At 55.0% G+C, this 26,186-nt stretch carries 19 protein-coding genes; 15 read left to right on the top strand and 4 right to left on the bottom strand.

Going from position 1 to position 26,186, the window contains the following annotated elements; all coding sequences use genetic code 11:
• The first annotated feature begins 1 nt into the window (after position 1).
• Positions 2-1,828 (top strand): HAD-IIIC family phosphatase, encoded by a 1,827-nt coding sequence (locus BMW46_RS06230; protein ID WP_074706136.1) that lies wholly within the window; start codon positions 2-4, stop codon positions 1,826-1,828.
• Positions 1,829-1,917: 89 nt separating this feature from the next.
• Here BMW46_RS06230 and BMW46_RS06235 read toward each other — a convergent pair whose 3' ends face one another.
• Together BMW46_RS06235 and BMW46_RS06240 are read right to left on the bottom strand one after the other, a co-directional pair.
• Positions 1,918-5,265, bottom strand: a complete 3,348-nt coding sequence (locus BMW46_RS06235; RefSeq protein WP_256376972.1) for a VanZ family protein — start codon at positions 5,263-5,265, stop codon at positions 1,918-1,920.
• Positions 5,266-5,340: 75 nt separating this feature from the next.
• Positions 5,341-6,708, bottom strand: a complete 1,368-nt coding sequence (locus BMW46_RS06240) for a hypothetical protein (protein ID WP_256376973.1) — start codon at positions 6,706-6,708, stop codon at positions 5,341-5,343.
• A gap of 170 nt (positions 6,709-6,878) precedes the next feature.
• Here BMW46_RS06240 and BMW46_RS06245 point away from each other — a divergent pair, with 170 nt between their 5' ends.
• The 5 genes from BMW46_RS06245 to lolD all read left to right on the top strand — a co-directional run bounded on the left by BMW46_RS06245 (position 6,879) and on the right by lolD (position 12,073).
• A complete protein-coding gene (locus BMW46_RS06245; protein ID WP_074706603.1) occupies positions 6,879-7,268 on the top strand; it encodes a Fur family transcriptional regulator in 390 nt (129 codons plus the stop codon).
• A gap of 57 nt (positions 7,269-7,325) precedes the next feature.
• Complete coding sequence (locus tag BMW46_RS06250; protein WP_074706141.1) at positions 7,326-7,712, top strand: hypothetical protein; 387 nt, start codon at positions 7,326-7,328, stop codon at positions 7,710-7,712.
• A 289-nt stretch (positions 7,713-8,001) separates the two neighbouring features.
• A complete protein-coding gene (locus BMW46_RS06255; protein ID WP_256376974.1) occupies positions 8,002-9,990 on the top strand; it encodes a TonB-dependent receptor in 1,989 nt (662 codons plus the stop codon).
• Positions 9,991-10,158: 168 nt separating this feature from the next.
• Complete coding sequence (locus BMW46_RS06260) at positions 10,159-11,403, top strand: lipoprotein-releasing ABC transporter permease subunit (RefSeq protein WP_074706606.1); 1,245 nt, start codon at positions 10,159-10,161, stop codon at positions 11,401-11,403.
• Positions 11,396-12,073: a lipoprotein-releasing ABC transporter ATP-binding protein LolD gene (lolD, locus tag BMW46_RS06265; protein ID WP_074706147.1), complete on the top strand. Its 678-nt coding sequence runs from the start codon at positions 11,396-11,398 to the stop codon at positions 12,071-12,073. The genes BMW46_RS06260 and lolD overlap by 8 nt, the downstream gene beginning before the upstream one ends.
• Positions 12,074-12,188: 115 nt before the next feature.
• Here the strand turns inward: lolD and BMW46_RS06270 are convergent, their stop codons facing one another.
• Positions 12,189-12,776 carry a DUF2062 domain-containing protein gene (locus BMW46_RS06270; RefSeq protein ID WP_074706609.1) on the bottom strand — a complete coding sequence of 196 codons (588 nt, stop codon included), beginning with the start codon at positions 12,774-12,776 and terminating at the stop codon, positions 12,189-12,191.
• Between the two features lie 262 nt (positions 12,777-13,038).
• On the opposite strand from BMW46_RS06270, the gene BMW46_RS06275 reads away from it, so the two are divergent.
• Positions 13,039-15,438: a DNA internalization-related competence protein ComEC/Rec2 gene (locus BMW46_RS06275; protein ID WP_074706149.1), complete on the top strand. Its 2,400-nt coding sequence runs from the start codon at positions 13,039-13,041 to the stop codon at positions 15,436-15,438.
• 86 nt (positions 15,439-15,524) lie between these two features.
• Positions 15,525-17,714, top strand: coding sequence for a RelA/SpoT family protein (locus BMW46_RS06280; RefSeq protein WP_074706152.1), 2,190 nt, complete (start codon positions 15,525-15,527; stop codon positions 17,712-17,714).
• Here BMW46_RS06280 and BMW46_RS15095 read toward each other — a convergent pair.
• The gene (locus tag BMW46_RS15095) at positions 17,648-18,034 is read right to left on the bottom strand and encodes a hypothetical protein (RefSeq protein WP_143121416.1); all 387 of its coding nucleotides are present in this window, start codon (positions 18,032-18,034) and stop codon (positions 17,648-17,650) included. The two genes, BMW46_RS06280 and BMW46_RS15095, sit on opposite strands and share 67 nt — an antisense overlap.
• Positions 18,035-18,539: 505 nt before the next feature.
• On the opposite strand from BMW46_RS15095, the gene mraZ reads away from it, so the two are divergent.
• The 7 genes from mraZ (at position 18,540) to mraY (ending at position 26,185) form a co-directional block, all read left to right on the top strand.
• Positions 18,540-18,983, top strand: a complete 444-nt coding sequence (gene mraZ, locus BMW46_RS06285) for a division/cell wall cluster transcriptional repressor MraZ (RefSeq protein WP_074706155.1) — start codon at positions 18,540-18,542, stop codon at positions 18,981-18,983.
• Between the two features lie 3 nt (positions 18,984-18,986).
• On the top strand, positions 18,987-19,937 hold the full coding sequence (gene rsmH, locus BMW46_RS06290) for a 16S rRNA (cytosine(1402)-N(4))-methyltransferase RsmH (protein WP_074706157.1): 951 nt from the start codon (positions 18,987-18,989) through the stop codon (positions 19,935-19,937).
• Between the two features lie 40 nt (positions 19,938-19,977).
• Positions 19,978-20,295 carry a cell division protein FtsL gene (ftsL, locus tag BMW46_RS06295; protein WP_074706160.1) on the top strand — a complete coding sequence of 106 codons (318 nt, stop codon included), beginning with the start codon at positions 19,978-19,980 and terminating at the stop codon, positions 20,293-20,295.
• Positions 20,292-22,055 (top strand): peptidoglycan D,D-transpeptidase FtsI family protein, encoded by a 1,764-nt coding sequence (locus tag BMW46_RS06300; protein ID WP_074706162.1) that lies wholly within the window; start codon positions 20,292-20,294, stop codon positions 22,053-22,055. Before ftsL ends, BMW46_RS06300 begins: the two co-directional genes overlap by 4 nt.
• Positions 22,052-23,626, top strand: a complete 1,575-nt coding sequence (locus tag BMW46_RS06305; RefSeq protein WP_081355700.1) for a UDP-N-acetylmuramoyl-L-alanyl-D-glutamate--2,6-diaminopimelate ligase — start codon at positions 22,052-22,054, stop codon at positions 23,624-23,626. The genes BMW46_RS06300 and BMW46_RS06305 overlap by 4 nt, the downstream gene beginning before the upstream one ends.
• The gene (locus BMW46_RS06310) at positions 23,623-25,038 is read left to right on the top strand and encodes a UDP-N-acetylmuramoyl-tripeptide--D-alanyl-D-alanine ligase (protein ID WP_074706167.1); all 1,416 of its coding nucleotides are present in this window, start codon (positions 23,623-23,625) and stop codon (positions 25,036-25,038) included. The genes BMW46_RS06305 and BMW46_RS06310 overlap by 4 nt, the downstream gene beginning before the upstream one ends.
• Positions 25,039-25,099: 61 nt before the next feature.
• A complete protein-coding gene (mraY, locus tag BMW46_RS06315; RefSeq protein ID WP_074706169.1) occupies positions 25,100-26,185 on the top strand; it encodes a phospho-N-acetylmuramoyl-pentapeptide-transferase in 1,086 nt (361 codons plus the stop codon).
• Position 26,186: the final 1 nt, after the last annotated feature.

Consider the following 26,186-nt stretch of genomic DNA (forward strand, 5'->3'; position numbering starts at 1 on the left):
CATGTTCGAATTCGATAAATACGAAAAGCAGTTGCACGAGGATCGCGAGCTGGCTCCTCAATCGTCTTACGAAGCGGTTCGCGATATCGAGCAAATGTCCTTGCTCATGTGGGGTGAGCACTGCGTGGAATGTGCAGCCCCGAGCTGCTTCGCGAGTTGCGATCTATATCAGAGCCGGCCCGATACGCGATGCCGCCGCCTGACGTATGGGATGTATCGCAATCCCCGTTTTCCATCGGCGAGGGGCTACGGCGCAGAGGTTTCATTCAAGAAATGGGGCAAGATCGAGGCTCGCGGTAATACACTCCTACTGCCCTCCGGCGTGGCCCTGTGGACTGAACGCATGGTCGATTTGTCTGCACCGCTGATTAATATTGTCGGGGCCTTCGTCTACCGCATCACACGGGACACCCGCTGGTCATATCTGGAGCATACGCTCCTCGAACGGCTCGGACGCTGGCTGCATCGAAGGAATGATTCCAATTCCAGACAGCAGCCGAATCTTTTCCTGCTGGAAGTATACAATCCGATGGATATTCCCGTTCGGATGCAGCTGAGCATGTCAGTCGCAAGCGCAGCGGGCAAATCTTCCTCAGCTCAGCTTCCACTCCCATTTCGGGCAGCGGTCACATTGCCAGCCGGTTATTCCCGCCACGAGTTCCACCGGGAACAATTCTCGAGGATCACAGAATGTGGCCTTCCGTTTGACATCGCCATTATCCCGGATGGGGAGGGTACCGCACGCCTAGTATTTCTGGCTGCCGATTTCGTGGTTCGCGCCGAGGCCGTAAAGAAAGACAGTTCCAGCCACCCGAAAATCAAGTGCGTGGTGTGGGACCTCGACAATACCTTGTGGGACGGGATATTGCTGGAGAATGAGGGAGTTGGTTTGCGACCAAAGGTACTCGAGTTGCTGCGCTTCTTCGACGAACGGGGAATCCTGCTCAGTATCGCAAGCAAGAATGACGAATCCAGCGCCTGGCGTCGGCTGGAAGAATTGGGCATGGCGGATTATTTTCTATATCCTCAGATCAACTGGCTTCCCAAGAGCGAAAATATCAAGGCAATAGCGGAGCAACTCAATATAGGACTCGATACCTTTGCTTTCATCGACGACAATCCATTCGAACTGGAAGAAGTATCAAGGGCCTTGAAGGGTGTCACCTGCGTGAACGCAGAGAAAATCGCCGATCTTTTCTCGAATCCGCGCTATCAGGGGTCCACCAATGAGGATGCGAGGAAACGCAGCCAGTTTTATCGCGAAGAATTCGTGCGCAGGAAAAGTGCGACCCAGTTTGGTTCAGATTATCTCGGATTCCTGGCAGCATGCGAAATAAAGCTCTTCGTCGATCTTTATATGGATGACGATCTGGAGCGCGTGTCCGAACTCGTGCAGCGCACGAATCAACTGAATTTCTCGGGGCGCAAGTATCAGAGGAGCGAGATCCTGCCTATTCTGGCGAACCAGGAAATAGAAAAATATGTATTGCGTTGCACGGATAACTACGGTTCTTATGGTGTCGTTGGATTTTGCATCGTCCGGGTCGAGGAGAGCGAGATACGCGTCGAAGACTTCATGCTCTCCTGCCGGGTGCAAGGGAGATTCATCGAGCAGGCTTTCTTCAATTATCTGGTGAACAAACCGCGTACGCAAAAGCCAGAAAGTTTATGGGTTAATTTCAAACCGACGGGGCGCAATATTCCGGCCCAGCAGGTGCTTGAAAGTCTGAATTTCGTCCCATGCTCACCTGATAACGGGCTGCAGGTCGATCTCAACACCCAGTCGTTCGAGTGCAACTTTATTTCGGTGAGTTCCATGCAGTCATGAGAGGTCAGATTTGATGACTTGGGGTCCACCGACAATCTCTGCTTGATTCGAGTGAATTGGACGCGCCGAAGATAAAAGCGGCGACGATATCATGGATTGTTCCGAATCATGGCAGAGTGCTGCCTTGTCTGAACAAAAGGCGCCTCGGCGATCAATCCCGCGATCAGTAACAGGTAAAACAGGAAACTGAGGCGGGGTTCGTCTGACCAGCTGTTCAAGACGCCAACGGCCAGGAAGGCCGTGAGCGATGCGCATAGTACCAGGCTCAGCGGATCATTTCTCCAGGCGCGCGGCAACCATCGTACGATTGCATAGACAATGAGCGCAAGGAAACAGAGCAGTCCGAACCAGCCCTGTTCAAAGAAAACGCTCAGGTAAAGATTTTCCACATGCCATGGCCAGTAGTTATCTGTGGAAAAAAACCAGTGATGCATGCCATCGGAAAAATCGCCATTACGTACCAGATTTTTTCCGGAGATATCCAGCAACCTCACATTGTCTACATCCACTACAGTGCCAGGTTCACCATTGTAGAGGGATAATATTACGGGCCTTGGGAGTCGGCTTCCCGGTGGTCCAAGATTCTTGGCATGAATTTGCACCTCCAAATGAAACCAGTTCTTATCGGGTGTATTAATTCGTAGCGGCGGGCTCGCGCAAGTATAAGAATAAAGCATTGCTTTTTCGCAGACCACCGGAATGAGCGTGGGATTTCCGGTCTTCGCGCGCAAATCCATTGTCAGCGTATACGATTGTTCTGCTACAACTGCTACGGTTTGCTCAAAATACAGAGGATCGCCACTACCGAGTCGTAATAGGCTGTTCCCGTTTTCGTTGACGAACCCATAAGTGGCAGGGCGAGAGGGCGCGTTTGAATTCCAGAAATAGGCCGCTGGAAACGAACCTAAGCCCATGCCAAAAAGCGAGGCGTTTTGCCTCTGAATAATGCTCAGGACATCAGCCCAATGGGCGGCGCGCACGTCCATGTCCTGCTCGGCTATTGCCCAGCGTGTCTGACTATACTGCCCACTGAAGATGGGCCATGTAATGGCTGCCGCAACTCCGGCAATCAGAATCACTGCAATCATGTTAGAAAAGCGGTGCGAACCCCCGCGTGCTGCAAGCTTCAGGAAGCCGAGCAGCAGAACCAGGCTCGCCAATGCAAAAGCCGCTTGGCCGCCGCGGGAGAACGTCACCATCACACTATATCCCCCCAAGCCATACAGCCCCACCGCCAATACCGTAACCCAGGCACGGCGTTGTTCCCATGCAAGAAGTGCCACGAATGGCAATGTGGCGGTCAAAAAGGCTTCGATATAAGCTCCGCCGACATGCATGCCCGGGAAAGGTCCGGTGATGCGGTAGTCGTCCTCGAAATTGAAAAGTCCCGGAAATGTAGCGCGTTCCCATAATACATAAGCTACCGTTCCTGCCAGTCCCAGTGTCATTCCCAGAGCGAGACGGTTCGTGGCGCGCACCGGCTCTTCCCACTGAAGTGCCAGCAGAGGCATAAAAGCCAGAACAAATAGCAAACCTTTGACCGCCCGTAAGGCATTATAAGAACTGATGTAGTTCGAGAAGGCGTTATGGTCGAGTGTCGCCAGTGGGAATAAGCCGATGACGAAGCTGATCGCTGCGGATAGTACAAAAAGGAAGAACAGCAAGCGCCCGAATCTCCTCAACGAACGTTGCGGAGGCAATCTGGAGCCGAGCCTTAGATACGCCACCCCCAGGGTGACCAGGAGCACTGTATCAAACTCGGTCCAAAACAATCGGCCGGTCCAATGCGTTAGATCAAGTAGCGGTAACAAGGCGGGCACCCAGACGAGCCATAGACTGGGCTGCCGCCAGATCAATGTTGCATATACGATAAGAGATAAAAAAACCCAGCCTGTGCTGAGCGGGGTCGTTATCGCAGCCCAGGTGGCGAAAACGATAGCAAGGACACCGGCGGCCACTGTCCAATGAGGACGTTCCTTCGAGAGAAGCTGCTCAGCTCGAGGGATTTCCGCAAACTTCTCCAGAATCGGGGTCAAATAATGACGGGAGGCAATTTCCTCAGGCTTGAATCGCGCAGATGATGCCGGTGTGTCTGGTTGAGGGGTAGATAGTGCATGGAGCACGCGATATGCTCCCATCGCTGCCGCCACCGCTATCAGGATATTGGTCGGGTCTGGATGCTTCGCGGTAATGAAGAGCTTGCCGGCTTCAATAATACATGCAACTATTCCAGCAACCAGTCCAGCAACGACTGTTCTCCGTTTGTGGTCTTGTTGCCACTCGCTCCGGAAACTGCTCCAGTGCCAGAGCCATAAGCCTGCCCCGATAGGTAGATAGAGCGCAGCTTGAAATAACAGGCTTGCAAGCGCGATTGTTTCGGTGGTGAAATAGTGATAGTAAAACGGTGCAAAGTGTATGTCTCCAAGCCTCTCCAAACCCTCGGATACTCCCAGTCGATCGCCCGAAAACCAGCCGTTCAACCCCGCAAGGGCCCCCAGGTAGGGGAGGATACCCAGGCCCAGTATCGGGTTGATATATTGGCGCAGTGCGAGCCAATCCATGCTCCTGGCAACCGGTATCAGCCCGGCTCCAAGCGCCAAGCCTGCTGCACGTGAGATAACTGAAGCTCCCTGACTGATGCCGGACGCAATCGTCAATTGCAGGCTTTCGATCAAAACTCCCAGTATTGCGCCCGTAATTGCTGCGGAAAGAAGTAGGGAAGGGAGGTGGTGTTGACTAGGATGTCGAAAGATCAGCGCGGCCAGCGGTGCAACCAGCAGTGCCTCCGGGATGAGTCGTAAAAAGCACTTTTCACCGCAATTCGGCGCAAACACCCACCCGGCGGCACCGGAAGCCAATTTGTCCCGCCACTCGTCGAAGGACAGTAGAAAATCATAAGGAAATAAGCTGAGTACTGCATACAACAGGGCGTACGCGATCAGTATGCCCTCTCGTGCCTGTGTTCCTCCATTGGCAATGGTTTGGGGCAGACGCGTCAGGTGTTTCCCAATAACAGGCCAGAGCGCAATCCCTAATATCGCGCCGGCAAGCTCCGCAAAAATATCGTTCAGCGAGACGGTGCGAGGAGCAAAGAATTGCTGGATAAATTCCACGCCTAGCGCAACTGTCAATGAAAGCAGCAGCGACAACAGCATGCCGATCGACATTAATCGAGGTTGTCGATTTTCTCCGACCAGCCGACCGCAGAGCAGCAGCCCGAAAGGGATATATAAAAGCAGGTTGGCTACCAGGTCTGCACGGCTGGCTATTCCCAGTTTCAACAGCGGGATATGCTGGAAATTTGCCCATGCGGCGGAAAGCGAGAGACCATTCCAATGGAATGGAAGCAAGCTTCCATATACGATCATCGCCAGATAGATCAGGACAGGCCCAACAAGCGATGACGTGTTGAGCTGATATTGCGCTGTCGAGTTCATGGCGTTAGTCAATGATGTGGCTCAGAGAGAGAGGCTCATTTTTGTTCGACGCGTTCGATGCTGTAGGGCTAAAGTCTACTTCTGCGTAAGATCTTTGGCACTGTAAAATTCAGGCTTTATTTCCAGCTTCGGCATCCAGCGTTCCGGTTTACTTTGTATATTAGCGTAAGCACCAAAACGAACATCTTCCACCGCGCCATCGAAGTCTTTTTCCGAGTCAAGGTATAGACGTAACCGACCGGAATCAATGGGAGGAAATCGCCACTTGCCGGGCAGCAGGGCGAGATTCATTTGTCCGAGTGGCGCGAATGGCTTGATAAGAGATTCGCCCGCAGCCTGATATCTGCCAACGAGATTTCGCTTGCTCGGATAGCCCGCTAAAGGTGTCCGAGCAAAAATGGCATTACCTTCTATCCAGCGCTGATCAGTTAAATCTTCTTTCCCAGCCGACAAACTGATACCGGTATCTCGCGCAATCACTGTATTGTAAAACACGCTGATTGCACGAGGAGTACCATTGTGAGGCTGGATGCGCACCGCATCGCCAGAGTGATTTACAAACACGTTATTGTACAGAGCAATGTTACCTTCACCCTGGAACAATGATTCGTGTGGATTCTGATAAAAGAAATTGCCATAGATGAGATAAAGATCATTTGATCCGGGACCGGTTAGAGGCCAGTGGCCCACCAGTACATTCGGTCGGGCCCACTCCCTCGCTCCCGCTCCTCCACTTATCTTGCTGAAAACATTATGGCGAATAATCGTTGTGTTATGTCCGTGCGGCATTCCCGGCAACACAGGACGAGGCGCCTGATGCTTGATCTGCAAGTTATAGCCAATCGTGTCAACAATCAGATTGTGCTCGATCAAGCCTGCTACAAACGGCGCGCGACCATCAGAATCGCCGAGGTAGAGTCCCGTGCCTGCACCTTCGATGATATTGTTGCGTATTATCCAGTTCCAGGCCGGACATTTGGTGGAGATGGCAACGGTCTGCTGGTTGTTGCCATGGCCGCGCACACGTAACCCCTCGAGGGTAATGTGATGTGCCCAGTCGGCATGCCCCTCGCATTTTACTCCGTTGACAGGTAAGTTATTGCCCTCGATTTCCAGGTCACGAATGACAATATAACCGGAGTTGAGGATGCTGATGGTGTTGTGATGGGGCTGCGCCAGGAAAACGGGACGGTTTTTTTCGCTGGATCCGCTAATCGTGATGGGTGCATCCGGAGTTCCATGAAGATGGTGAACTGGCAACCCCTCCTTATAATTCCCCGGTGCGAGTTGCAGGTGGTCGCCCGGCTTGAGTCCCTTCAGTAGCCCTCGATAATTGGAGGGCGTTCCCATATGCATCGTGACCGCAGAAGCGGGCGCACATCCAGAAACGATGTGGGCGAGCATGCTCGCAAGCAGTAAAAAAAGGACGCGTCCTGGTTCCATCGTTACCTGTTACAACTGTCCTGCCACCAATGCACTGCGAAGGCAATGCGATGCATGCCGATCTCGGCGCATGAGATTGCAAATGCTTGCCTTTTCAGTTATAGTAAATGCAACTCTGTTGCAAATCCACAAATCCATTTTTGGTTGATCTTCAGAAAAAAGCCGAAGAGATGATCCGTCACCGCGGGGAGCGTATCACTCCCGGACGGATTCATATCCTTGCCATGCTACTGTCGGAGCGGCGGGCTGTCACGCATCACGAAATTGAAGAGCGATTGAAGGGCAAACATCGGTTTGATCGGGTCACGCTCTATCGGGTGCTGGAGTGGCTGAATGAGAAAGGCTTTGTGCATCGGCTGGTGAGTGCGGATAGGGTGTGGCGTTTTCGTGCCAACATTCACGAACATTCGCAGCAACATGCTCACTTTGAATGCTTGCGTTGCACAAAGGTGGTTTGTCTCAATGATTTCGAGACTACGCATGACTTTGCGCTGCCGGCGGGTTACCGTTCCCGGGAAGTTGAATTGACCGTTAAAGGCCTGTGTGCCGAATGTGTCTGATTGATAAATCGTTGCTGATGCAGTAAAGACGCCGAAATGAATAGCGGTTGGTCGATAATGTTGCGTAAGCAATTATTTTTGATTCTGCTGGCGCTCGCGCTGGCATGGGTGCCCGTCCTTCAGGCGGCGCATGCACTCACGCACGTCGGGGAAATCACCTCAGGCGACATTGTTTCCGAGCTGGAAACGATGGAGGACGCTGCAGTCAAAGGTGTAATCCCTCCTGTGGCTGACGAGGCGGATGGGGAGGCCGACAATGACCGGCTTTGTCTCGCCTGCCTTGCGCTGACAGGTTTCAGCGTTATTTTCTCTATCCTTGTAATTGTATTTTCGAGTCAGACAAGACGTCAGGCGCGTCTTTATCGAAAATCACAGCCTCTTTTCTTCAATTCTTATACCCCCTACTCCACGCGCGGTCCTCCCGCGCAAGCCTGGCGCGCATAGACTACATAAGCCCACTGGGCGGTATTCCGCAAGGAGATTCTGATCGAGATCGTCAGGTGTTCACGATCGATCGGGCAGATATCCCGCAATCCAGTAAATCGATATTTATCTAGGGTGATCAGCATCCGACCATATCTGCCGCCCCTTTGCGGCGGTAAAGCCGCGTCACTCTGATTACCAGTTTCCCTGCCAGATTTAAGCAATCAACATGAGTTGTACAAATTGTGATTTTGTGTGCGGACCTGTTCTCCGTGCACATGGAGAGTCTGGGTCATACGCTGCATTGGCGATGGCAACGCTGCTCGCGCTCAATACATCCTCCGTCCAAGCTCAAAAAGCGGAAAAAATTGAGGTACTCAATCCCGTAGTTGTCACCGCAACCCCTTTTGAGGACCGCACTGAGCTGGATATAGCCCAGCCCGTCTCTATATTGAAGGGAGATGATTTGCGGAGGAAACGCGAAGCCAGCCTGGGGGATACCCTTTCCCATGAACTGGGCGTGACTTCGAGTTTTTTCGGACCGGGCGCCGGTCGTCCCATTATTCGCGGCCTCGATGGGCCACGTGTCAGGGTGCTGGAGAACGGCATCGGTACGCTCGATATCTCTTCAATCAGTCCAGACCACGCCGTTACTGCCGAATCTCTCAATGCATCGCAGATCGAAATCCTCCGGGGCCCATCAACCCTGCTCTACGGCAGCGGTGCGTCGGGTGGCGTGGTCAACGTCGTGAACGGTCGTATTCCAAAACAACTGTTCAAGTCGATAAAAGGCAATATCGAAGCGCGTGGGAATACCGCTACCGAGGAGCGCGCCGGTGCCTTCAATGCAAGCGGAAGTATCGGCCAGGCGTCCTGGAGCGTCGGGGGATTCAAGCATAAAACCGACGATTACCATATCCCGGGACGCGCGAATGAGAGTGATCCCGGCAGCCGGAAAGGAATTGTCGAGAACAGCGCCATCAATTCCGGCGGCTTGTCAGGGGGTGGTTCGTATGTCGGGGAAAGAGGCTTTGTAGGCGGCTCGATCTCCCGAATGGACAACGAATATGGTATCCCCGGACCGGAAGGCTCGAAGATCGATCTCAAACAGACGCGCTATGATCTGGCAGGTGAACTGGACAAACTCCTGGCCGGTTTCGAGAAGCTCAAGGTGCGCATGGGTTACAACGACTACAAGCACAATGAAATCGAAAGCACGGGTGAAATTGCGACCCGTTTCAAGAACCGGGGGCTGGAGAGCCGGGCCGAACTCTCGCATTCTGCTGTGGCAAACTGGAAAGGCGTATTCGGCGTGCAGTTTCGTGATCGACATTTTTCTGCCTTGGGCGAGGAGACCGTGGTACCCGTTACCAATTCGCATTCGGTAGGGGTATTTCTGGTGGAAGAACGCAATTGGAATCGATGGCGCCTGGAACTCGGCGGTCGCGGCGAGTACGCAGCCCAGAATCCCAAAGATAGCCATCCGTCACGTTCCTTTGGTCTCTACAATGTCTCCGCCGGGATTTTGTGGAAATTCCTGGATGGCTACGGATTGTCATTGACCGGCATCCGCGGTCAGCGCGCTCCTTCGACAGAGGAACTGTATATTCATGGCGCGCACCATGGAACCGCCACCTTCCAGAGCGGAAATAATGGATTGAGAAGCGAGACCACAAACAATCTCGACCTGGCATTGCGCAAGACCAGCGGTATGGTGACGTGGAAGATCAATATATTCCATAACTGGATCGGCAATTATATTTTCGTCCGAAGTGCAGACACGAATGGAGACGGTGTAGCTGATCGCGTGGACCATGAAGGGATGCTGGACCCCGTGGGCGAGTTTCTGGTACAGAACTTTGCACAAGGTGGGGCCCGATTTTACGGTGCCGAAGCAGAAACCGTTCTCACGTTGAAGCCGAACGAAATCGATCTGCGCCTGTTTGCGGATTACGTACGGGGAAAACTCAATAACGGAGGCAATGTGCCGCGCATCACGCCGTTACGCTTCGGCCTGGAATTCAATCACAGAACCGGCCCCTGGACATCGAATATAAGTGCAACCCGCGTGATGCGCCAGAATGATCTGGCGGAACTGGAGACAAGCACCCCCGGGTATACGATGGTGAACATGGAGGTAAGTTACCGCATCAAGAAGACGCGCTCCAACGGCATTCGAATCTTCCTCCAGGGCAGAAACCTGCTTGATGAAGAAATGCGTGTTCATACCTCTTTCCTGAAGAATTTCGCACCGCTACCGGGCAGGGCGCTCGTCGCTGGGCTGAGAGGGGAGTTTTAGCAGGCGGAGCAGTTTCGACGGGCGGTCAGAGCTGACTCAGGGCACGGGCGCGATGGCATGTAGGAGGCCCTCGCGTGCGGTCTCTGACCGCAACACTCAAGCTCTCCTGTTAACCCTGAGCAGAATGTGGCAAACTTCGGGGTTACGTCCTATTCGGTATGTCGATCCGTGTCCTCGTACGAACTCTTCATCGGTTTGCGTTACACCCGCGCCAAGCGCCGCAATCACTTCATCTCGTTCATTTCTCTCATTTCCTTGCTCGGTATTACGCTTGGGATGACAGCGCTCATTACCGTTATGTCGGTTATGAACGGATTTCAGAAAGAAGTCCGCTCGCGCATCCTCGGTGTCGCGTCCCATATCCAAGTGAGTGGGGTGAACGGCACGCTGACGGATTGGCGGAAAGTTGCGGAAGAAGCCCGGAGGCATCCCGAGGTGGAGGCTGCTGCACCCTACATCAGCGCTCAGGGGATGGTGTCGTTCGATCAGGCCGTGAGCGGTGTGGCCGTGCGAGGCATCCTCCCTGGCATGGAAGATCATGTGGCGGATCTCGGACGGATGATGATAGACGGCAGACTGGAAAACCTGGCACCGGGAGAGTTCGGCATGGTCATCGGCCGCGAGTTGGCACGCTCGCTGGGGGTTTTTACGGGGGACAGGATCGTATTGATCTCGCCACAAGGACAGGTGACGCCCGCGGGAATCATTCCGCGCCTCAAACAGTTCACGATTATCGGTATATTCGAAGCAGGCCATTTCGAATACGACTCCGGCCTCGTACTGATCCATCTGGCAGATGCACAGAAGCTGTACCGCATGGAAAATCAGGTATCAGGCGTGCGCCTCAAGTTGCATGATCTTTTCAAGGCGCCGCAAGTCGCGCGTGAGCTTGTGCCGCTGATTTTCAGCGACGTCTATATCAGCGACTGGACTCGCCAGCACGCCAATTATTTTCGCGCCATACAGATCGAGAAACGCATGCTGTCTCTCATTCTTGCACTGATCATCGCAGTGGCTGCGTTTAATATCGTCTCCACGCTGGTGATGGCCGTGACGGACAAGCAATCGGATATCGCGATATTGCGCACGCTGGGTGCGAGTCCGCGCAGCATCATGAAAATCTTTATCGTACAAGGGACCTGGATCGGGGTGGTCGGTACCGCGTTGGGCGTGATCGGTGGCGTGTTGCTTGCCTACAATGTGGAGACGGTCATTGCAATGATAGAGCGATTGTTCAGCGTGCAGTTCCTGTCCAGCGAAGTGTACGTCATCAGCGAAATTCCATCCGACCTCCAGTTCGAGGACGTGATCTCCGTCGCCATCGTTTCCTTCGGGTTGACGCTGCTGGCAACACTCTACCCCAGCTATCGCGCTTCAAAGATCAATCCGGCCGAGGCGCTGCGGTATGAGTGACAATATCATTTCCTGCCGCAGCCTGCGGAAGAGCTATTATCAAGGCCAGATCGAGGTGCCGGTCCTGATGGGAATAGACTTGAAGGTGGGAAAGGGAGATACCGTCGCTATCGTCGGCGCATCAGGCTCGGGAAAGAGCACGTTACTGCACCTGCTCGGGGGTCTCGATGTTCCTACCGGGGGCGAAATTCGCATCCTGGGACAGGAAATTGCTGGCATGGGTGAAGCAGAGAGATGCGAGTTGCGTAACAGGTCACTCGGTTTCGTTTATCAGTTTCATCATCTGTTGCCTGAGTTTACCGCATTGGAAAACGTGGCCATGCCGCTTTTGATCCGTCGCACGGCCAAGGCCAAAGCCTACGAAAGCGCCCGCGAAGTTCTGCAGCAGGTCGGTCTGGGACATCGGCTGACGCACACCCCTGGCGAGCTTTCAGGAGGCGAGCGGCAGCGGGCTGCGGTGGCGCGTGCACTGGTGACCCGGCCAGCATGCGTGCTTGCCGACGAACCTACGGGCAATCTCGACCGGCGAACCGCGGGAGAAGTGTTCGATCTAATGCTCGAGCTCAATCATGATGCTGGCGCGAGCCTTGTCATTGTCACACATGATCCGGATCTCGCCAGAAAGGCCGGCCGAACCCTGCATCTGGAGGATGGCATCCTGGCCGTCTGAGGCCCAGGCACTGGGGTTTGAGGACATTTGCTCCTATCCAGCAGCTTCCAGGAGGCTCCACGAGCCTCTATCAGGATTCATCCCGGATCGGTTGAATGGCGGTTAGAACTTTGCTCTATCCGCTATCTCCATCCATATTCTGCTCATTCTTCTGTCTGCGCCGCTTTGCGCGCTTGCGCCATTCATAAATTGCGAACAAACGCCACCCGGCGCGCACCGCAAAATAGCCTGTTGAAGAAAGTAATAGAGCCAGCAGCAACATTCCGACCAGCAAAGGCTTGCCGAGTGATACGACCCAGTCGATCAGGGCAGGTCCCCACTCGCTGATACTTTTATCCATGAGGTGCAATCCCACTTCGGGCATGCCGTTCGACGTGCCTCCCGTTACAAAAGCGCCGATTTCGTAGGCAGCCACATAGATCGGCAGAATGGTAAAGGGATTGGAATAAAGCGTCGTTATGACTGCTACGGGAAGGTTGACCTTGAAGGCAACGGCGAATAACGCGGCAAAAAAGAATTGCACGGGATTGCTGCCGGGGATGAGGCCAGTGAACAATCCGACGGCAAAGCCGCCAGCGACTGACCTCCGATGCAGATGCCAGAGATTGTGATGCTGCAGTCGCTCTCCGAAAAGGGCAACAAACCGGTTGCGCCGGATGGTTTCATGGGAAGGCAGGTATTTTTTGAAAAATTTTCGAGACACAGGGTGGCATGAAATATAAACAGGGACAGGAGCTAAGGAACTCCAAAATCCTCCGGTTCTCCCAGCGAAAGGATCCTTGATACAAACATACACCACTTGGTCAGCCGAAGCTATGGGCATATGAAATTCTGCATACGATGAAAAAGGCATTTGTGGATGCGAGGCTGTCACCTGCCTTGTCTGTTTTCTTCGATTTCTCCAACGATTTTTATCCCGGATGCTGCAGTCGTCCGTATGTTCTACTGATGGCAGGAAATCGCCGATGCGACTTTGTATTCTGGCATTTGTTGCCGGAGTAGTGCTGCTGCAACAGCAACCGGTGCTGCCAGTGCTTGCAGGTGCGTGGGCTCTTTTCCCCGGCATGGCGTGCGGAATTCTGCTGCTTCGCTGCCGCGCCCCTGTTTTTGCTCGCATCGGCAAGATGCTTTGGGTTTGCCTCTTCCTGGGAGCGGGTTTTTTCTGGGCGGCTGCTTTTGCGCAATGGCGCCTGAGCGACGCGCTTCCGCCCGAGTGGGAAGGGAGAGATATCCGGGTAATTGGCGTGGTTGCGGAGTTGCCGCAAACCGGCGAGAACAGTGTCCGCTTTACTTTCGATGTAGAGCAGGTGTTGACGGAAGGTGCAATCGCGCCCGGCCGCCTTTTTCTTTCCTGGTATAACGAGCGCGGGAGCGGCTTTACGCCCAGGCCTTCAACACCTTCTCTCAATGTTGGGGAACGCTGGCGGCTTACTGCACGGCTCAAGCGTCCCCATGGAACCGCCAATCCGCATGCTTCCGACTTCGAGCAGTGGGCGCTGGAGCGCAACATTCGAGCCACCGGCTATGTGCGCAAGGATGACGAAAATATATGCCTGGAGAAAGTGGTGGGGCGCCTCGCTTATCATGTCGAGCGTCTGCGCCAGGATATCCGTGACCATTTCATTGCCGCGCTGCCCGGCCAGGCTTATACGGGTATCCTAGTTGCGCTGGCGGTGGGGGATCAACGGGCGATTCCGCACGAGCAGTGGCAGGTATTCACGCGGACCGGGATAAACCATCTAGTCAGCATATCCGGTCTTCATATCACCATGCTGTCGGGACTTGTGTTTACGATGGCATACTGGCTATGGTGCAGAAGCTATCATTTGACGCTGCGGTTGCCAGCCAGGAAGGCCGCAGTCATAGCCGGGCTGGTGGCCGCGCTCGGTTATACGCTGCTGGCCGGTTTTGCGGTTCCGGCACAACGCACGCTCTATATGCTCGCCGCGGTCGCCGTTACTCTATGGTTCGATCATTCCATTGCAATGACCACAGTCCTGGCCTGGGCATTGCTTGCAGTCGTGGTTCTCGATCCGTGGGCAGTGCTTTCACCCGGCTTCTGGTTATCCTTTGGCGCTATCGCGGTCATCATGCTGGTATCTGTCGGCCGCGTTGGCAGGCCGCACTGGCTGAGTAGTTGGACAACGGTGCAGTGGGCCATAACCCTGGGTCTGATACCTCTTTTATTGGCGATGTTTCAGCAAATATCGCTGGTTTCCCCAATCGCCAATGCGGTGGCGATTCCACTGGTGAGTCTGGTCGTGGTGCCGCTAACCCTGCTCGCAACTCTGCCACTCCTCGATTTTCTGTTAGTACCGGCACATGCAGCGCTGAATGGTTGCATGACCGTGATGCAATGGCTGAGCGATGCGCCTCAGGCCGTCTGGAGCCAGCAAGCGCCGCCTTTCTGGGCAGTAGCCGTGGGGGCGGCAGGCATTTTCTGGACGCTGTTGCCTGGGAAGTGGGGTTGGCGGCTCGGCCTCGGTACCGGTTTCCCTGCTCGCTGGCTCGGTCTCATTGCACTACTGCCGCTGTTTCTGCTGCCCCTCCCAAAACCGGAGCAGGGAGAGCTGTGGCTGACCGTGCTGGATGTCGGCCAGGGACTGGCGGTACTGGCGCGCACGGAAAATCACACGCTGCTCTACGATACGGGACCTGCCTTTACGTCCGAAGCCGATAGCGGCAGCCGCACCATCATTCCATTTCTCCGCGGGGAGGGTATAAGGCATCTCGATGCAATGACCGTCACACACGCTGATTCCGATCATAGCGGCGGAGGGTTGTCCGTGCTGCAAGCGGTACCCGTCGAATGGCTCGTCTCATCGCTGCGCGACGATCATCCCATACAACAGGCTGCTCTCAACAAGCGCCGGTGCAAGGCGGGACAGTCGTGGGAATGGGATGGCGTTCGCTTCGACATGCTTCATCCGGTGGAAGAGAGCTACAATGACCTCCGCCTCAAGAGCAACGCCTTGAGTTGCGTGTTGAAAATTACCACATGGCACGGTAGCGTGCTTCTGCCGGCGGATATCGAGAAAAAATCCGAATATCAATTGCTCAAGCGTTATGGGGAGGCGCTTTCCTCAACGGTATTGATCGCTCCTCATCATGGAAGCAAAACTTCTTCCACCGAGGAGTTCGTGCGCAAGGTGAATCCGCGGTTGGTAGTATTTACCGTAGGTTATCGCAACCGTTTTGGCCATCCAAAAGAGGAAGTCGCGGAGCGGTATCGATCGATGGGAAGCAGATTGTTGCGCAGCGACACCGATGGTGCCATATTGCTGCGCTTTGGCGGTAATGACCTTGCCGTGGAGCGATGGCGCGTGCGGCGGATGCGTTATTGGCACGATTCAGCAACGTTTTAACCGGAAATAAAGCAATTATGAAAGGACATGAGTGACATGGGGGCTCAATTGAAAAAGGCCGCTCCAATACTCACTCCACGCGCTCCATGAACGCTTCCTCCCTCATTCGCGGAAAAGGGGACGAACCTTTCCGGCTCCAATCCCCGGGTTCAATCTTCTCCCCGACAGAAATCGATCTGCTCCGGGAGGCGCAGGCTTTTTGCGAACCGCTCTATATGGATAAAAGCCTGCCTAACGGTGAATTGCTCTCTTCACATGTAGATGGAGTCGCGGCGATTCTCGCCGGCTTGCGGGTGGACAGCGATACACTGGCAGCAGGAGCGCTTCATGCAGTTCCGGAGTATCTGGAGGGGTATGAAGAAGAATTGGCAACCGCTTTTGGTCCAACGGTCGCTCATCTCGTGGAAGGTGTGAGGCGCGTCGGCCGAATCCAGGTACTGCGATCAGCAAGCAGCACAGACAATATCGGGAATGGCAGCGCGCAGATTGAAGCATTGAGGAAGATGCTGCTCGCAATGGCGGAAGACATCCGGGTAGTGATCATCGCCCTGGCCGACCAGTTGCAGACGATGCGCTACGTCGCTGCCAGCAATGTTGCCGGAAGATGGGAGGCCGCTGAGGTCACCCTGAACATTTTCGCGCCTCTCGCCAATCGCCTAGGGTTGTGGCAAGTAAAGTGGGAGCTGGAGGATCTATCGTTTCGGATCACCGAACCCGAACGCTATAAAAAAATCGCCACATTGCTGGAGGAGACTCGCCGCAGCAGGGAACAATATATCGCGCTGGTGGTGGACAGGTTGCAAAACGAACTGGATCAGGCCGGAATCAAGGCTCAAATCACAGGACGTCCCAAGCACATTTACAGCATTTACAGAAAAATGAAACGCAAGGGTGTGAATTTCAAGGAAATCCAGGACACCCGGGCCGTTCGCATTCTCGTGGACGAAATCAGGGATTGCTACGCGGCATTGGGGTTGGTGCACAACCTTTGGATGCCGATTCCCAAGGAGTTCGACGACTATATTGCCAAGCCGAAAGGCAATGACTACCGGTCGCTGCATACTGCGGTAATCGGTCCGGAAGACAAAGTGGTCGAGGTGCAGATCCGGACCCATGAGATGCACCGTCATTCGGAGATGGGTGTCGCTGCGCATTGGCGCTACAAGGAAGGTGCAAAGCGGGACGCGAGGTATGAGGAAAAGATCGCCTGGTTAAGGCAGATACTGGAGTGGAAGAATGATGTCGAGGACGCAGGAGAGCTGGCTGAGCATTTCAAGGTCGCCCTGTTCGAAGATTCGGTCTATGTACTGACGCCGCAAGGGAAGGTGATCGCGCTGCCCAAGGGGGCCACTCCCGTGGATTTTGCATACCATGTGCATAGCGACCTCGGGCACCGTTGCCGGGGTGCCAAGGTGGATGGGATCATGGTGCCCCTCGATTACCCGCTGCAAAATGCGCAAAGAGTGGAGATCATTTCGATCAAGCAGGGGGGGCCTAGCCGCGACTGGCTCAACCCTGGATTGGGTTATATCAGGAGCCAGCGCGCCCGGGCGAAAGTCAGGCAATGGTTCAGCAGTGAAATGCGTACTGCTTCCCTCACACAAGCCCGGGCTTTGGTGGAAAAGGAACTGCAGCGCCATGGCATGACTGCGATGAGCCTGGATAAGCTGGCAGTGGAGTTCAAATTTGCCAGACTTGATTCCTTTCTTGCAGCCGTTGCAAGGGGTGATATCAATGCGCGCCAGCTATCGGCATTCTTGAGCGGGGAGACGGAATCTGATCTACCCGGCCCCGAGACGCTAGTCATCAAAAAGCAGCCTCTCGCCCCGGAACCCCAGGGAGACGTACTCGTCGTCGGGGTCGACAAGTTGCTCACCGTACTGGCAAAGTGCTGCAAGCCTGTACCCCCTGATCCCATCATTGGTTTTGTCACTCGTGGGCGAGGAATCACCATCCACAGGGCGAATTGCGCCAATGTGTCCCGGTTGTCAGGAGAAGGCGTGGCGCGCCTCGTCAGTACGCAATGGGATTTATCCAAAGATGCGAGTTACGCCGTGGAGGTGGAGATTCGGGCGCAGGATCGTCAAGGATTGCTGAGCGACATTTCGGGTGTTCTGTCGCGCGAAAAAATTGATGTCGTCGCTACCCGCGCCCATAGCCGCGACCTGAACGCGACCCTGCAATTCGTGATCAAGATTGGCAACGTGGATCAATTGCGGCGTGTTCTCGGGCTGATAGCAGGCGTCCGGGGAGTCATATCGGCCTCGCGCAAATAAACGTAATTCAAGTTCCGCAGCGCACTGTCAGCACTCCGATACTCCACACAGCAATTGATCGCAACCCGACCAATGGCAGCAGGTTCGCTCGCAGCTTCCCCAGCAGATGGAGTCAAACGGCCAGGGAAGACAGGTGCGATCATCACGTACCGTGCAACCTTCTCCCGGTGGAGTGCACGGCCGCCGGGAGCAAGCTGTGCCATCAGGGCGGCAGCAACGCTGCGACCAACCGCTGGATGGGTTGCACTCGCAATTTCCGCACACCGGCGGCTGTGAGAGGCAGCCGCATTCCACCCGGCAGAGCCGGATGCATTGAGCATGCTCTCTGCCCGTAAGGCCCTCGCAACCCTGCTGGCATTCATCGATACAGTCAAGGTCGCAGGCTTGCAGCCTTACAGCATCTATTTTATGCGGGCGCCTGACCTCGGGACCAGCCGTTGTCCGATAATTCGCTCTTGTCCTGTAAACCGAACGTTCGGCGGTAAAGCCTGGTATCTTTGGTGTGCTCATCATTCCTCCAAGCAGGTATGGACGCGGGACAGACAATACGTTTATAGACGGCCACGCAACAAAAGCAAGTGTGTATAAAAGTTGTTGCGGAGGCGTTACCGGCTCGAATGCAGACCTCTCCCACCGGCCGCTTGTAACCGGCACATTTATCTTTTCCTACAGTCGAGGCCGGAAATTTCCATACTTCCCTACCTTTTATAATCCCTCATTCTCTTCCTTGACTTTGGCTTTTTTTTTAACTACAGTGGGTAAAAGTGGGTAGAAGTGGGAGACGATTTTCTGCGGTTTTCCTCCGTAGAGTAAAGAAGGGGAGCAATGTTTCGCGGTGGGACACCTGTCAGTCTGGATAACAAGGGTAGACTCGCCGTGCCTGCAAGATACCGGGAGACGCTCATATCCCTTTGCGCCGGTCATTTGATTGTCACTGCCGACCCATCCAAGTGTTTGTTGATTTATCCTCAGCCCGTATGGGAGCCCATAGAGCAAAAGCTCAACAGTCTTTCCAGCTTTAATCCACAAACTCGCAGTTTGCAGCGACTTCTCGTTGGCAATGCCTGCGATGTGGAGATGGATGGCGCCGGTCGCATTCTTGTGCCTCCCTCTCTGCGGGCATTTGCAGGTTTGAACAAAGAGGTGGTTCTAGTGGGACAAGGTGCGAAATTCGAGCTGTGGGACAGCGAGAAATGGAATTTGCAGATGGAGAGCGCGCTCGCGTTCAGAGACGGCATTCCCGAAGAACTCGAAGGTTTTTCACTGTAATTTGTGGCTGAGGCAGGGAAGCACACCACTGTTCTGCTACAGGAGGCGGTGGAAGCGCTGGCACTTAAGCCGGATGGGATATATGTGGATGGAACATTTGGTCGGGGCGGACACAGCCGGCTGATACTGGAGCGCCTGGGGAAGAACGGAAGATTGATCGCGTTCGATAGGGATCCGGCCGCTTGTGCGGTTGGACGGAATTTTGGAGACGAACGCTTCTGCATGGTTCACGGCAGTTATTCCCGGTTGCAGGAGGTGCTGCAACAGTTGAATGTCGGTCAGATCGATGGGGTATTACTGGATCTGGGCGTGTCGTCACCGCAACTCGAGGACGCCACACGCGGCTTCAGTTTCAGCATGGAGGGACCGCTCGATATGCGCATGGATACAACAGAGGGCCAGACAGCAGCTCAGTGGTTGGGTTCGGCGTCGGAAGTCCAGTTGGAAGAGGTGATAAAAGAATATGGCGAAGAGCGGTTTGCTAAGCAGATTGCAAGAGCGATTGTTAAGGCTAGAGCGCGACAACCTCTCGTCACTACCAGTCAACTTGCCGCGATCGTGGCAGCGGCCATACCCGCGCGCGCGCGTGAGCCAAAACAGAATCCGGCGACGCGTACCTTTCAGGCCATCCGGATTTACCTCAATCAGGAGCTTGAGAGGCTGTCGCTTGCCTTACCGCAGTGTGTCGAGATGCTGAAGACGGGTGGCCGGTTGGTCGTCATCAGTTTTCACTCGCTGGAAGATAGAATAGTGAAGCGTTTCATACGTGAAGGAGCGAATCCTGACAAACTGCCGAAGCACTTGCCGCTGCGCGCCGACGAGGTGCGGCGTTTCAGCAGGGCAAATCTGCAGATGGTTGGGAAGGTGGTACGGCCCGGCGTGGCGGAGGTCGAATGCAATCCTCGCGCCCGCAGCGCGGTAATGCGCGTGGCGGAGCGGATAAACACCACTTAACGAAATCCCGTTGCGCGTTTTTGGTTGATGAGAGGTTGGTGTGATCAGAATAAATATTTTGTTGACCTTAATTCTCATCGCTTGCGCGCTGAGTGTTGTGACTTCACAGCACAAGGCGCGCAAGCTGTTTGTGGAACTGGAAAAGGAGCAGCAGCTGGCGAGGCAACTGGCGGAGGAATGGGGGCAGTTGCAGCTTGAGCAAAGCACCTGGGCGACGCATGCCCGTATTGAAAAAATTGCCACGGGGCAGCTGCAGATGCGCTTGCCGGACCCCAAACGTATCCAGATCATACCCCTGAGTCAGCCCGTGGGGGAACCTGTCGATTCGACCGACTCCAAGGAAGCATCGAAATCATGAAAGCCAATCAAAAGCCGCCTGTTATCCTGCCTGTGAAGCGCGCACGCCTCCTGGTGGGTTTATTGTTGCTTGGATTCGCTGGGCTGGCAGGACGCGCTGCTTATCTGCAGGGAATGCACAACGGGTTTTTGCAGCAGAAGGGCGAATCGCGTTATGGCCGCGTGCTCGAAATGAACGCAAACAGGGGAATGATCACCGATCGGTACGGCAAGCCCCTGGCAATAAGCACTCCCGTGGAATCCGTATGGCTGAGTCCGCAGGATGTGGTTGCCACCCCCGAGCAGTTGAGCAGGCTCGCGGATCTGATCGATATGGATGCGGACGAGCTTCACAAACGCCTGGATGGGCTGGCAGGAGCCTCCCAAGGTTCCCGGGCAGCGTCCCGGCGCGATTTCGTATACCTGAAGCGGCATTTGTCGCCAGCCGTGGCGACCGGCGTCGTCGAACTGAAAATTCCGGGCATATTTCTCAAGCGCGAGTATCGGCGCTACTATCCTGCGGGAGACCTGACTTCGCACGTCCTCGGGTTCACCGATCTGGACGACAAGGGGCAGGAGGGTATCGAGCTGGCCTGGCAGGATGAGCTTGCCGGCAAGCCGGGAAGCCGCCGAGTCATCAAGGACCGTAAAGGACATATCATCGAGGATGTCGAAAGCATCCGGGCACCGAAGCCGGGGCAGAACATGGCGCTGTCGATAGATAGCAAAATACAATACCTCGCCTACCGTGAATTGAAGCAGGCAGTGGAAACCCACAAGGCCAAGGCCGGGGGCTTGGTGGCGCTCGATGTGAAGACAGGCGAAATCCTGGCCCTGGTGAATCTCCCGACCTACAACCCGAACAACCGGTCCAACAGGAACAGTGCGCAGTCGCGTAACAGGGCCGTCACCGATATGTTCGAGCCGGGTTCCACGCTCAAGCCGTTCACGGTAGCGGCAGCGCTGGAAGCAGGGAGAATCACCCCGGACACTGTATTTCAAACCGCGCCGGGTTCATTCTCCATAGGTAAGGCGACCATACGCGATGCGCACAGGACAGAGGCCTTGACTGTCACGCAGGTGATCCAGAAATCCAGCAACGTCGGTTCAGCAAAGATCGCGCTGTCGCTTCCACCGCAGACACTGTGGGAAATGCTGAATGGAGCAGGATTCGGAGAGCTGCCTGGCTCCGGTTTCCCGGGCGAGGTGAGCGGCAAGTTGCGGCCTTATAAAACCTGGCGTCCCATCGAGCAGGCGACCATGTCGTATGGTCACGGCATTGCAGTGAGCCTGATGCAGCTTGCCCGCGCTTATATGATTTTTGCCGCGGAAGGTGAAATAAAACCGGTATCGCTGCTGAAGCTCGACTCGGCTCCGGTCAGCAAGCGCGCGATTTCACGCGACACAGCGCTGGCCGTGAGTCGTATGCTCGAGATGGTGGCGCAACCAGGGGGTACCGCTCCACAGGCGCAGGTCAGCGGATATCGGGTGGCGGGGAAGACTGGCACCGCGCACAAGCTGGAAGGCAGAGGCTATGCAAAAAACCGCTATCTTTCGACCTTTGTCGGTTATGCACCCGTTTCGAATCCAAGATATGTCATTGCAGTGATGCTGGATGAGCCGTCAGCTGGACAATATTACGGAGGTACCGTGGCGGCGCCCGTTTTCAGCCGGGTGATGCACGGCATCCTGCATATGCAGAACGTGCCGCATGATGCGCCGGGGGGCAATATGACGTCCCTGACAGCTGCCCCGCCCAAGGACAACAAGGGTGATGTATGAATTCCAGGTCGGACAGGAAGATGTCGGAATGTCCCAGCCGCTCCGGAGCCGGTTTTGATTTCCATGCGCTTGACCGGCTTGGTGTCAGGATGGAGCATCTTGCGGTTGACAGCCGCGCCGTGAAGCCGGGGGATACTTTTCTGGCCTATCGCGGAGAAAAAACGGATGGACGTAAATTCATTCCGCAAGCGATAGAGCGGGGTGCCCGCGCAGTAGTGTGGGAACGCGATGGCTTTGCGTGGGACCCGCAATGGAAAACACCTAACCTGCCAGTCTCGGATTTGAAATCCGAGGCGGGATTCATCGCAGACTATTTGTATGATCATCCCTCACAAAAGCTATGGCTGATCGGAGTGACGGGAACGAACGGCAAAACGTCCTGCAGCCACTGGATTGTCCAGGCGATGGCCGCACTGGATCGTAAAGCCGCAGTCATCGGCACGCTGGGAGCCGGTTTTCCCGGAGAAATGGAATTTTCTGCAAATACCACCCCCGATTCAGTGTTATTGCAAGCTAAAATAGCTAATTTTTTGCGGCGGGGCGCAGAATGCGTGGCAATGGAAGTCTCGTCGCATGGGATTGTGCAAGGACGGATAAACGGAGCAACGTTTGCAGTTGCCATGCTTACCAATCTTTCGCGCGATCACCTCGATTATCACGGTACCATGGAAGTGTATGCAGCTGCCAAAGCGCGGTTGTTTCATTGGAGCGGGCTCAAGTATGCCGTGCTGAACCTCGACGACGTATTTGGCGTGCAGCTTCTGCACGATCTGGAAGGAACTGGAATCGGCATGATCGGCTATGGGTTTACCGATACAGCAAGCGCGCACCCCAATCCTGACTCATTCAGGAGGGTATGGGGTCGCAATCTCAGAGCAAGCCTGGCGGGACTGGAATTCGACATTGAATTTGAAGCGGAATGTCTGAAATTTAAAACGGAAGTGCTGGGCAGCTTCAACGCTTCCAACTTATTAGGGGTGCTCGCTACCCTGCTTGCAAGCGGTATTGCTTTCCCGGAAGCGGTCCGAGCCTTGCAGAAAGTCCAGCCTGTGGCAGGGCGCATGCAGCAGATAGGTGGGGAGGGAGATGAACCCCTCATCGTTGTGGATTACGCTCATACTCCGGACGCCATGGAAAAGGTATTGACCACGCTGCGGGAAGCGCTGGACACCGGTTTCCCTGACGGGAAGCCGGAGACGGGATCAGGAAGGCTTGTCTGCGTATTCGGCTGCGGGGGCGAGCGCGATCAAGGCAAGCGTCCCCTGATGGGGGAAGTGGCGACCCGATTGGCTGATGAAGCCATCATCACCAGTGACAATCCACGAAGCGAGGATCCGGATTCCATTATTCGTGACATCGCCGTTGGAGCTGCCGCCAATCATCGCATCGAGAAGGATCGGGCCGGTGCGATTCATCGCGCGATACAGGGCGCGCATAAGGGCGATGTCATATTGATCGCGGGTAAGGGGCACGAAACCTGGCAGGAGGCAGGTGGTAAAAAGTTTCCTTTCAGCGATGCAGAGGTCGCGAGAAGAGCATTGATGACGGAGAAAGCGCAGGCGCAGATATGATGAGTTTGCAGGAGGCGGCCCAGGTTCTGTCCGCAACCCTGGCCGGGGGGCAGCATGATCGACTGGTTGGGGGCAAGATCGATTTCACGGGGGTGAGCACGGATAGCCGCGCACTTGCGCAGGGTGATCTGTTTGTTGCTTTGGTCGGCCCCAACTTCGATGGTCACGATTTTATCGTCCAGGCACGGGACAGGGGCGCAATAGCGGCCTTGGTGCAGCAGGACAGACTGACCGGGGATCAGGAATACGGGATTCCCCTGATACAGGTGCAGAATACACGGCTGGCACTAGGACAACTGGCGGCATACTGGCGCGCGCGCTTTACCATACCGCTGGTCGCAGTAACGGGAAGTAATGGCAAGACGACCGTAAAGGAGATGATTGCCTCCATTTTAAGGCGCGCCGCGGAGCAGGCGCCGGAGGGGATGCGGACGGATGCTCCGGATGCAGTGCTGGCAACCCAGGGCAATCTCAACAATGATATAGGTATGCCCCTCACACTTTTGCGATTGCGTGAGTGGCATCACTATGCCGTCATAGAGATGGGCATGAACCATCCGGGCGAAATCTCATACCTTGCCCACCTTGCAAAGCCTTCGGTGGCGCTCATCACCAATGCCGGCGATGCGCATATTCAGGGGCTTGGGTCAGTTGAAGCAGTAGCTCGCGCAAAGGGCGAGATCTTCGAAGGACTCGACCAGCAGGGAATAGCGGTTATCAATGCAGATGACCCGCACAATAGACTGTGGCGTGAACTTGCGGGTAACAGGCAGATAATCGATTTTGGTCTGAAGAGTAAGGCAAAAGTGAGTGCAGGCTACAAACTGGCTTTTTCCGGCGCGCAAATAACACTGATTTTACCTCAAGGGGTCGAGGAGGCGACTCTGCAGGTACCGGGCGAACATAACGTGCGAAATGCGCTGGCTGCCGCAGCCGCGGCCGTAGCCGTCGGTGTGCCTCCGAAGACGATCGCATCGGGATTGAGCACATTTGGCGGAGTGAAAGGAAGAATGCAAAGGAAATGCGGTGTGCGCGGCGCAACGCTGATCGATGATTGTTACAACGCCAATCCCGACTCGGTACGGGCGGCCCTGGCGGTGCTTGCAAGGGCGGAAGGTAAAAAAGTCCTGGTGCTGGGGGACATGGGAGAACTGGGCGACAAGGGAAGAGAGTTTCATGAACAGATCGGTGACGAAGCGAGAATTGCGGGGATAGACGAACTCATGGCTTTAGGAGATTTGAGTGCGTACGCGGTGGAAAAGTTCGGCATTGGAGCTCGCCATTTCAGAAAAATGGAGGACCTGCTGGCAGATATAGAAACGTTGCCAGGGCCGGATGTCACCCTTCTGATCAAAGGATCGCGTTTCATGCAGATGGAGCGAGTCGTAAAGCGTCTGGAAGCCGGGTTATGAGTTTACGGGTCGTGAATCAGGTTAAATCTAAATCCCGAGGTATTTCACACGGACGGCTGTCATGCTGCTAGAGCTTGCTCAATGGCTTGCGGGGGACATCCGCTTGTTCAACGTGTTCAGTTACATTACGTTGCGTACGGTTCTGGCCGCGCTCACCGCGCTGGTAATCTCGTTTATTGTAGGTCCGACGATGATACGGAAACTTACCGCCTACAAGATCGGCCAGGCAGTTCGCGATGACGGCCCCCAGACACATCTGGTCAAGGCGGGCACACCCACCATGGGTGGAGCGCTGATACTCGTCTCTATCGCCATTACCACCTTGCTCTGGGCGGATCTCAGCAATCGCTACGTGTGGATCGTCCTGATTACAACCCTGGGTTTCGGCATGATCGGCTGGGTGGATGATTACCGCAAGGTGGTATATCGAAATCCGAAGGGACTTTCCGCTCGGGCCAAGCTTTTCTGGCAATCGGCCATTGCTATCCTGGTGGCGCTCTATCTGGCGCTGACGGCCGAGTTGCCCGCGCAGACAACCCTGATCGTTCCTTTCTTCAAACAGGTGGCCGTTCCGCTTGGCGTGACAGGATTCGTGGCGCTCACCTATTTCGTCATCGTCGGTACCAGCAATGCGGTAAACCTGACCGACGGGCTGGATGGTCTCGCTATCATGCCTACCGTGATGATCAGCAGCGCTCTGGCGATTTTTTCCTATGTAGCCGGCCATGCGGTATTCGCAAAATATCTCGGTATGCCTCATATCCCCCAAGCCGGTGAACTCGCGGTTTTCTGTGGAGCCCTGGCGGGTGCAGGTCTTGCTTTTCTGTGGTTTAACGCTTATCCCGCAGAAGTCTTCATGGGAGATGTCGGAGCGCTTGCTTTGGGCGCGGCACTTGGAATCGTGACAGTGATAGTGCGACAGGAAATCGTTATGCTCATCATGGGAGGCGTGTTTGTAGTGGAAACTCTGTCGGTCATGCTGCAGGTGGCTTCATTCAAGCTGATCGGCAAGCGCATTTTTCGCATGGCGCCGTTACATCATCATTACGAATTGAAAGGTTGGAAGGAAAACCAGGTAGTGGTCCGGTTCTGGATCATTACCATGATGCTGGTGCTGTTCGGTTTGTCTTCCCTGAAGCTGAGATGAA

It is taken from the genome of Nitrosospira multiformis, from assembly GCF_900111585.1.
Taxonomy (GTDB): Bacteria; Pseudomonadota; Gammaproteobacteria; order Burkholderiales; family Nitrosomonadaceae; genus Nitrosospira; species Nitrosospira multiformis_B.

Coding starts and splice junctions, on each gene's coding strand:
- BMW46_RS06230 (WP_074706136.1), top strand. CDS start 2: ATGTTCGAATTCGATAAATACGAAAAGCAGTTGCACGAGGATCGCGAG.
- BMW46_RS06235 (WP_256376972.1), bottom strand. CDS start 5,265: ATGAACTCGACAGCGCAATATCAGCTCAACACGTCATCGCTTGTTGGG.
- BMW46_RS06240 (WP_256376973.1), bottom strand. CDS start 6,708: ATGGAACCAGGACGCGTCCTTTTTTTACTGCTTGCGAGCATGCTCGCC.
- BMW46_RS06245 (WP_074706603.1), top strand. CDS start 6,879: ATGATCCGTCACCGCGGGGAGCGTATCACTCCCGGACGGATTCATATC.
- BMW46_RS06250 (WP_074706141.1), top strand. CDS start 7,326: ATGTTGCGTAAGCAATTATTTTTGATTCTGCTGGCGCTCGCGCTGGCA.
- BMW46_RS06255 (WP_256376974.1), top strand. CDS start 8,002: ATGGCAACGCTGCTCGCGCTCAATACATCCTCCGTCCAAGCTCAAAAA.
- lolD (WP_074706147.1), top strand. CDS start 11,396: ATGAGTGACAATATCATTTCCTGCCGCAGCCTGCGGAAGAGCTATTAT.
- BMW46_RS06275 (WP_074706149.1), top strand. CDS start 13,039: ATGCGACTTTGTATTCTGGCATTTGTTGCCGGAGTAGTGCTGCTGCAA.
- BMW46_RS06280 (WP_074706152.1), top strand. CDS start 15,525: ATGAACGCTTCCTCCCTCATTCGCGGAAAAGGGGACGAACCTTTCCGG.
- BMW46_RS15095 (WP_143121416.1), bottom strand. CDS start 18,034: ATGCTCAATGCATCCGGCTCTGCCGGGTGGAATGCGGCTGCCTCTCAC.
- mraZ (WP_074706155.1), top strand. CDS start 18,540: ATGTTTCGCGGTGGGACACCTGTCAGTCTGGATAACAAGGGTAGACTC.
- BMW46_RS06300 (WP_074706162.1), top strand. CDS start 20,292: ATGAAAGCCAATCAAAAGCCGCCTGTTATCCTGCCTGTGAAGCGCGCA.
- BMW46_RS06305 (WP_081355700.1), top strand. CDS start 22,052: ATGAATTCCAGGTCGGACAGGAAGATGTCGGAATGTCCCAGCCGCTCC.
- BMW46_RS06310 (WP_074706167.1), top strand. CDS start 23,623: ATGATGAGTTTGCAGGAGGCGGCCCAGGTTCTGTCCGCAACCCTGGCC.
- mraY (WP_074706169.1), top strand. CDS start 25,100: ATGCTGCTAGAGCTTGCTCAATGGCTTGCGGGGGACATCCGCTTGTTC.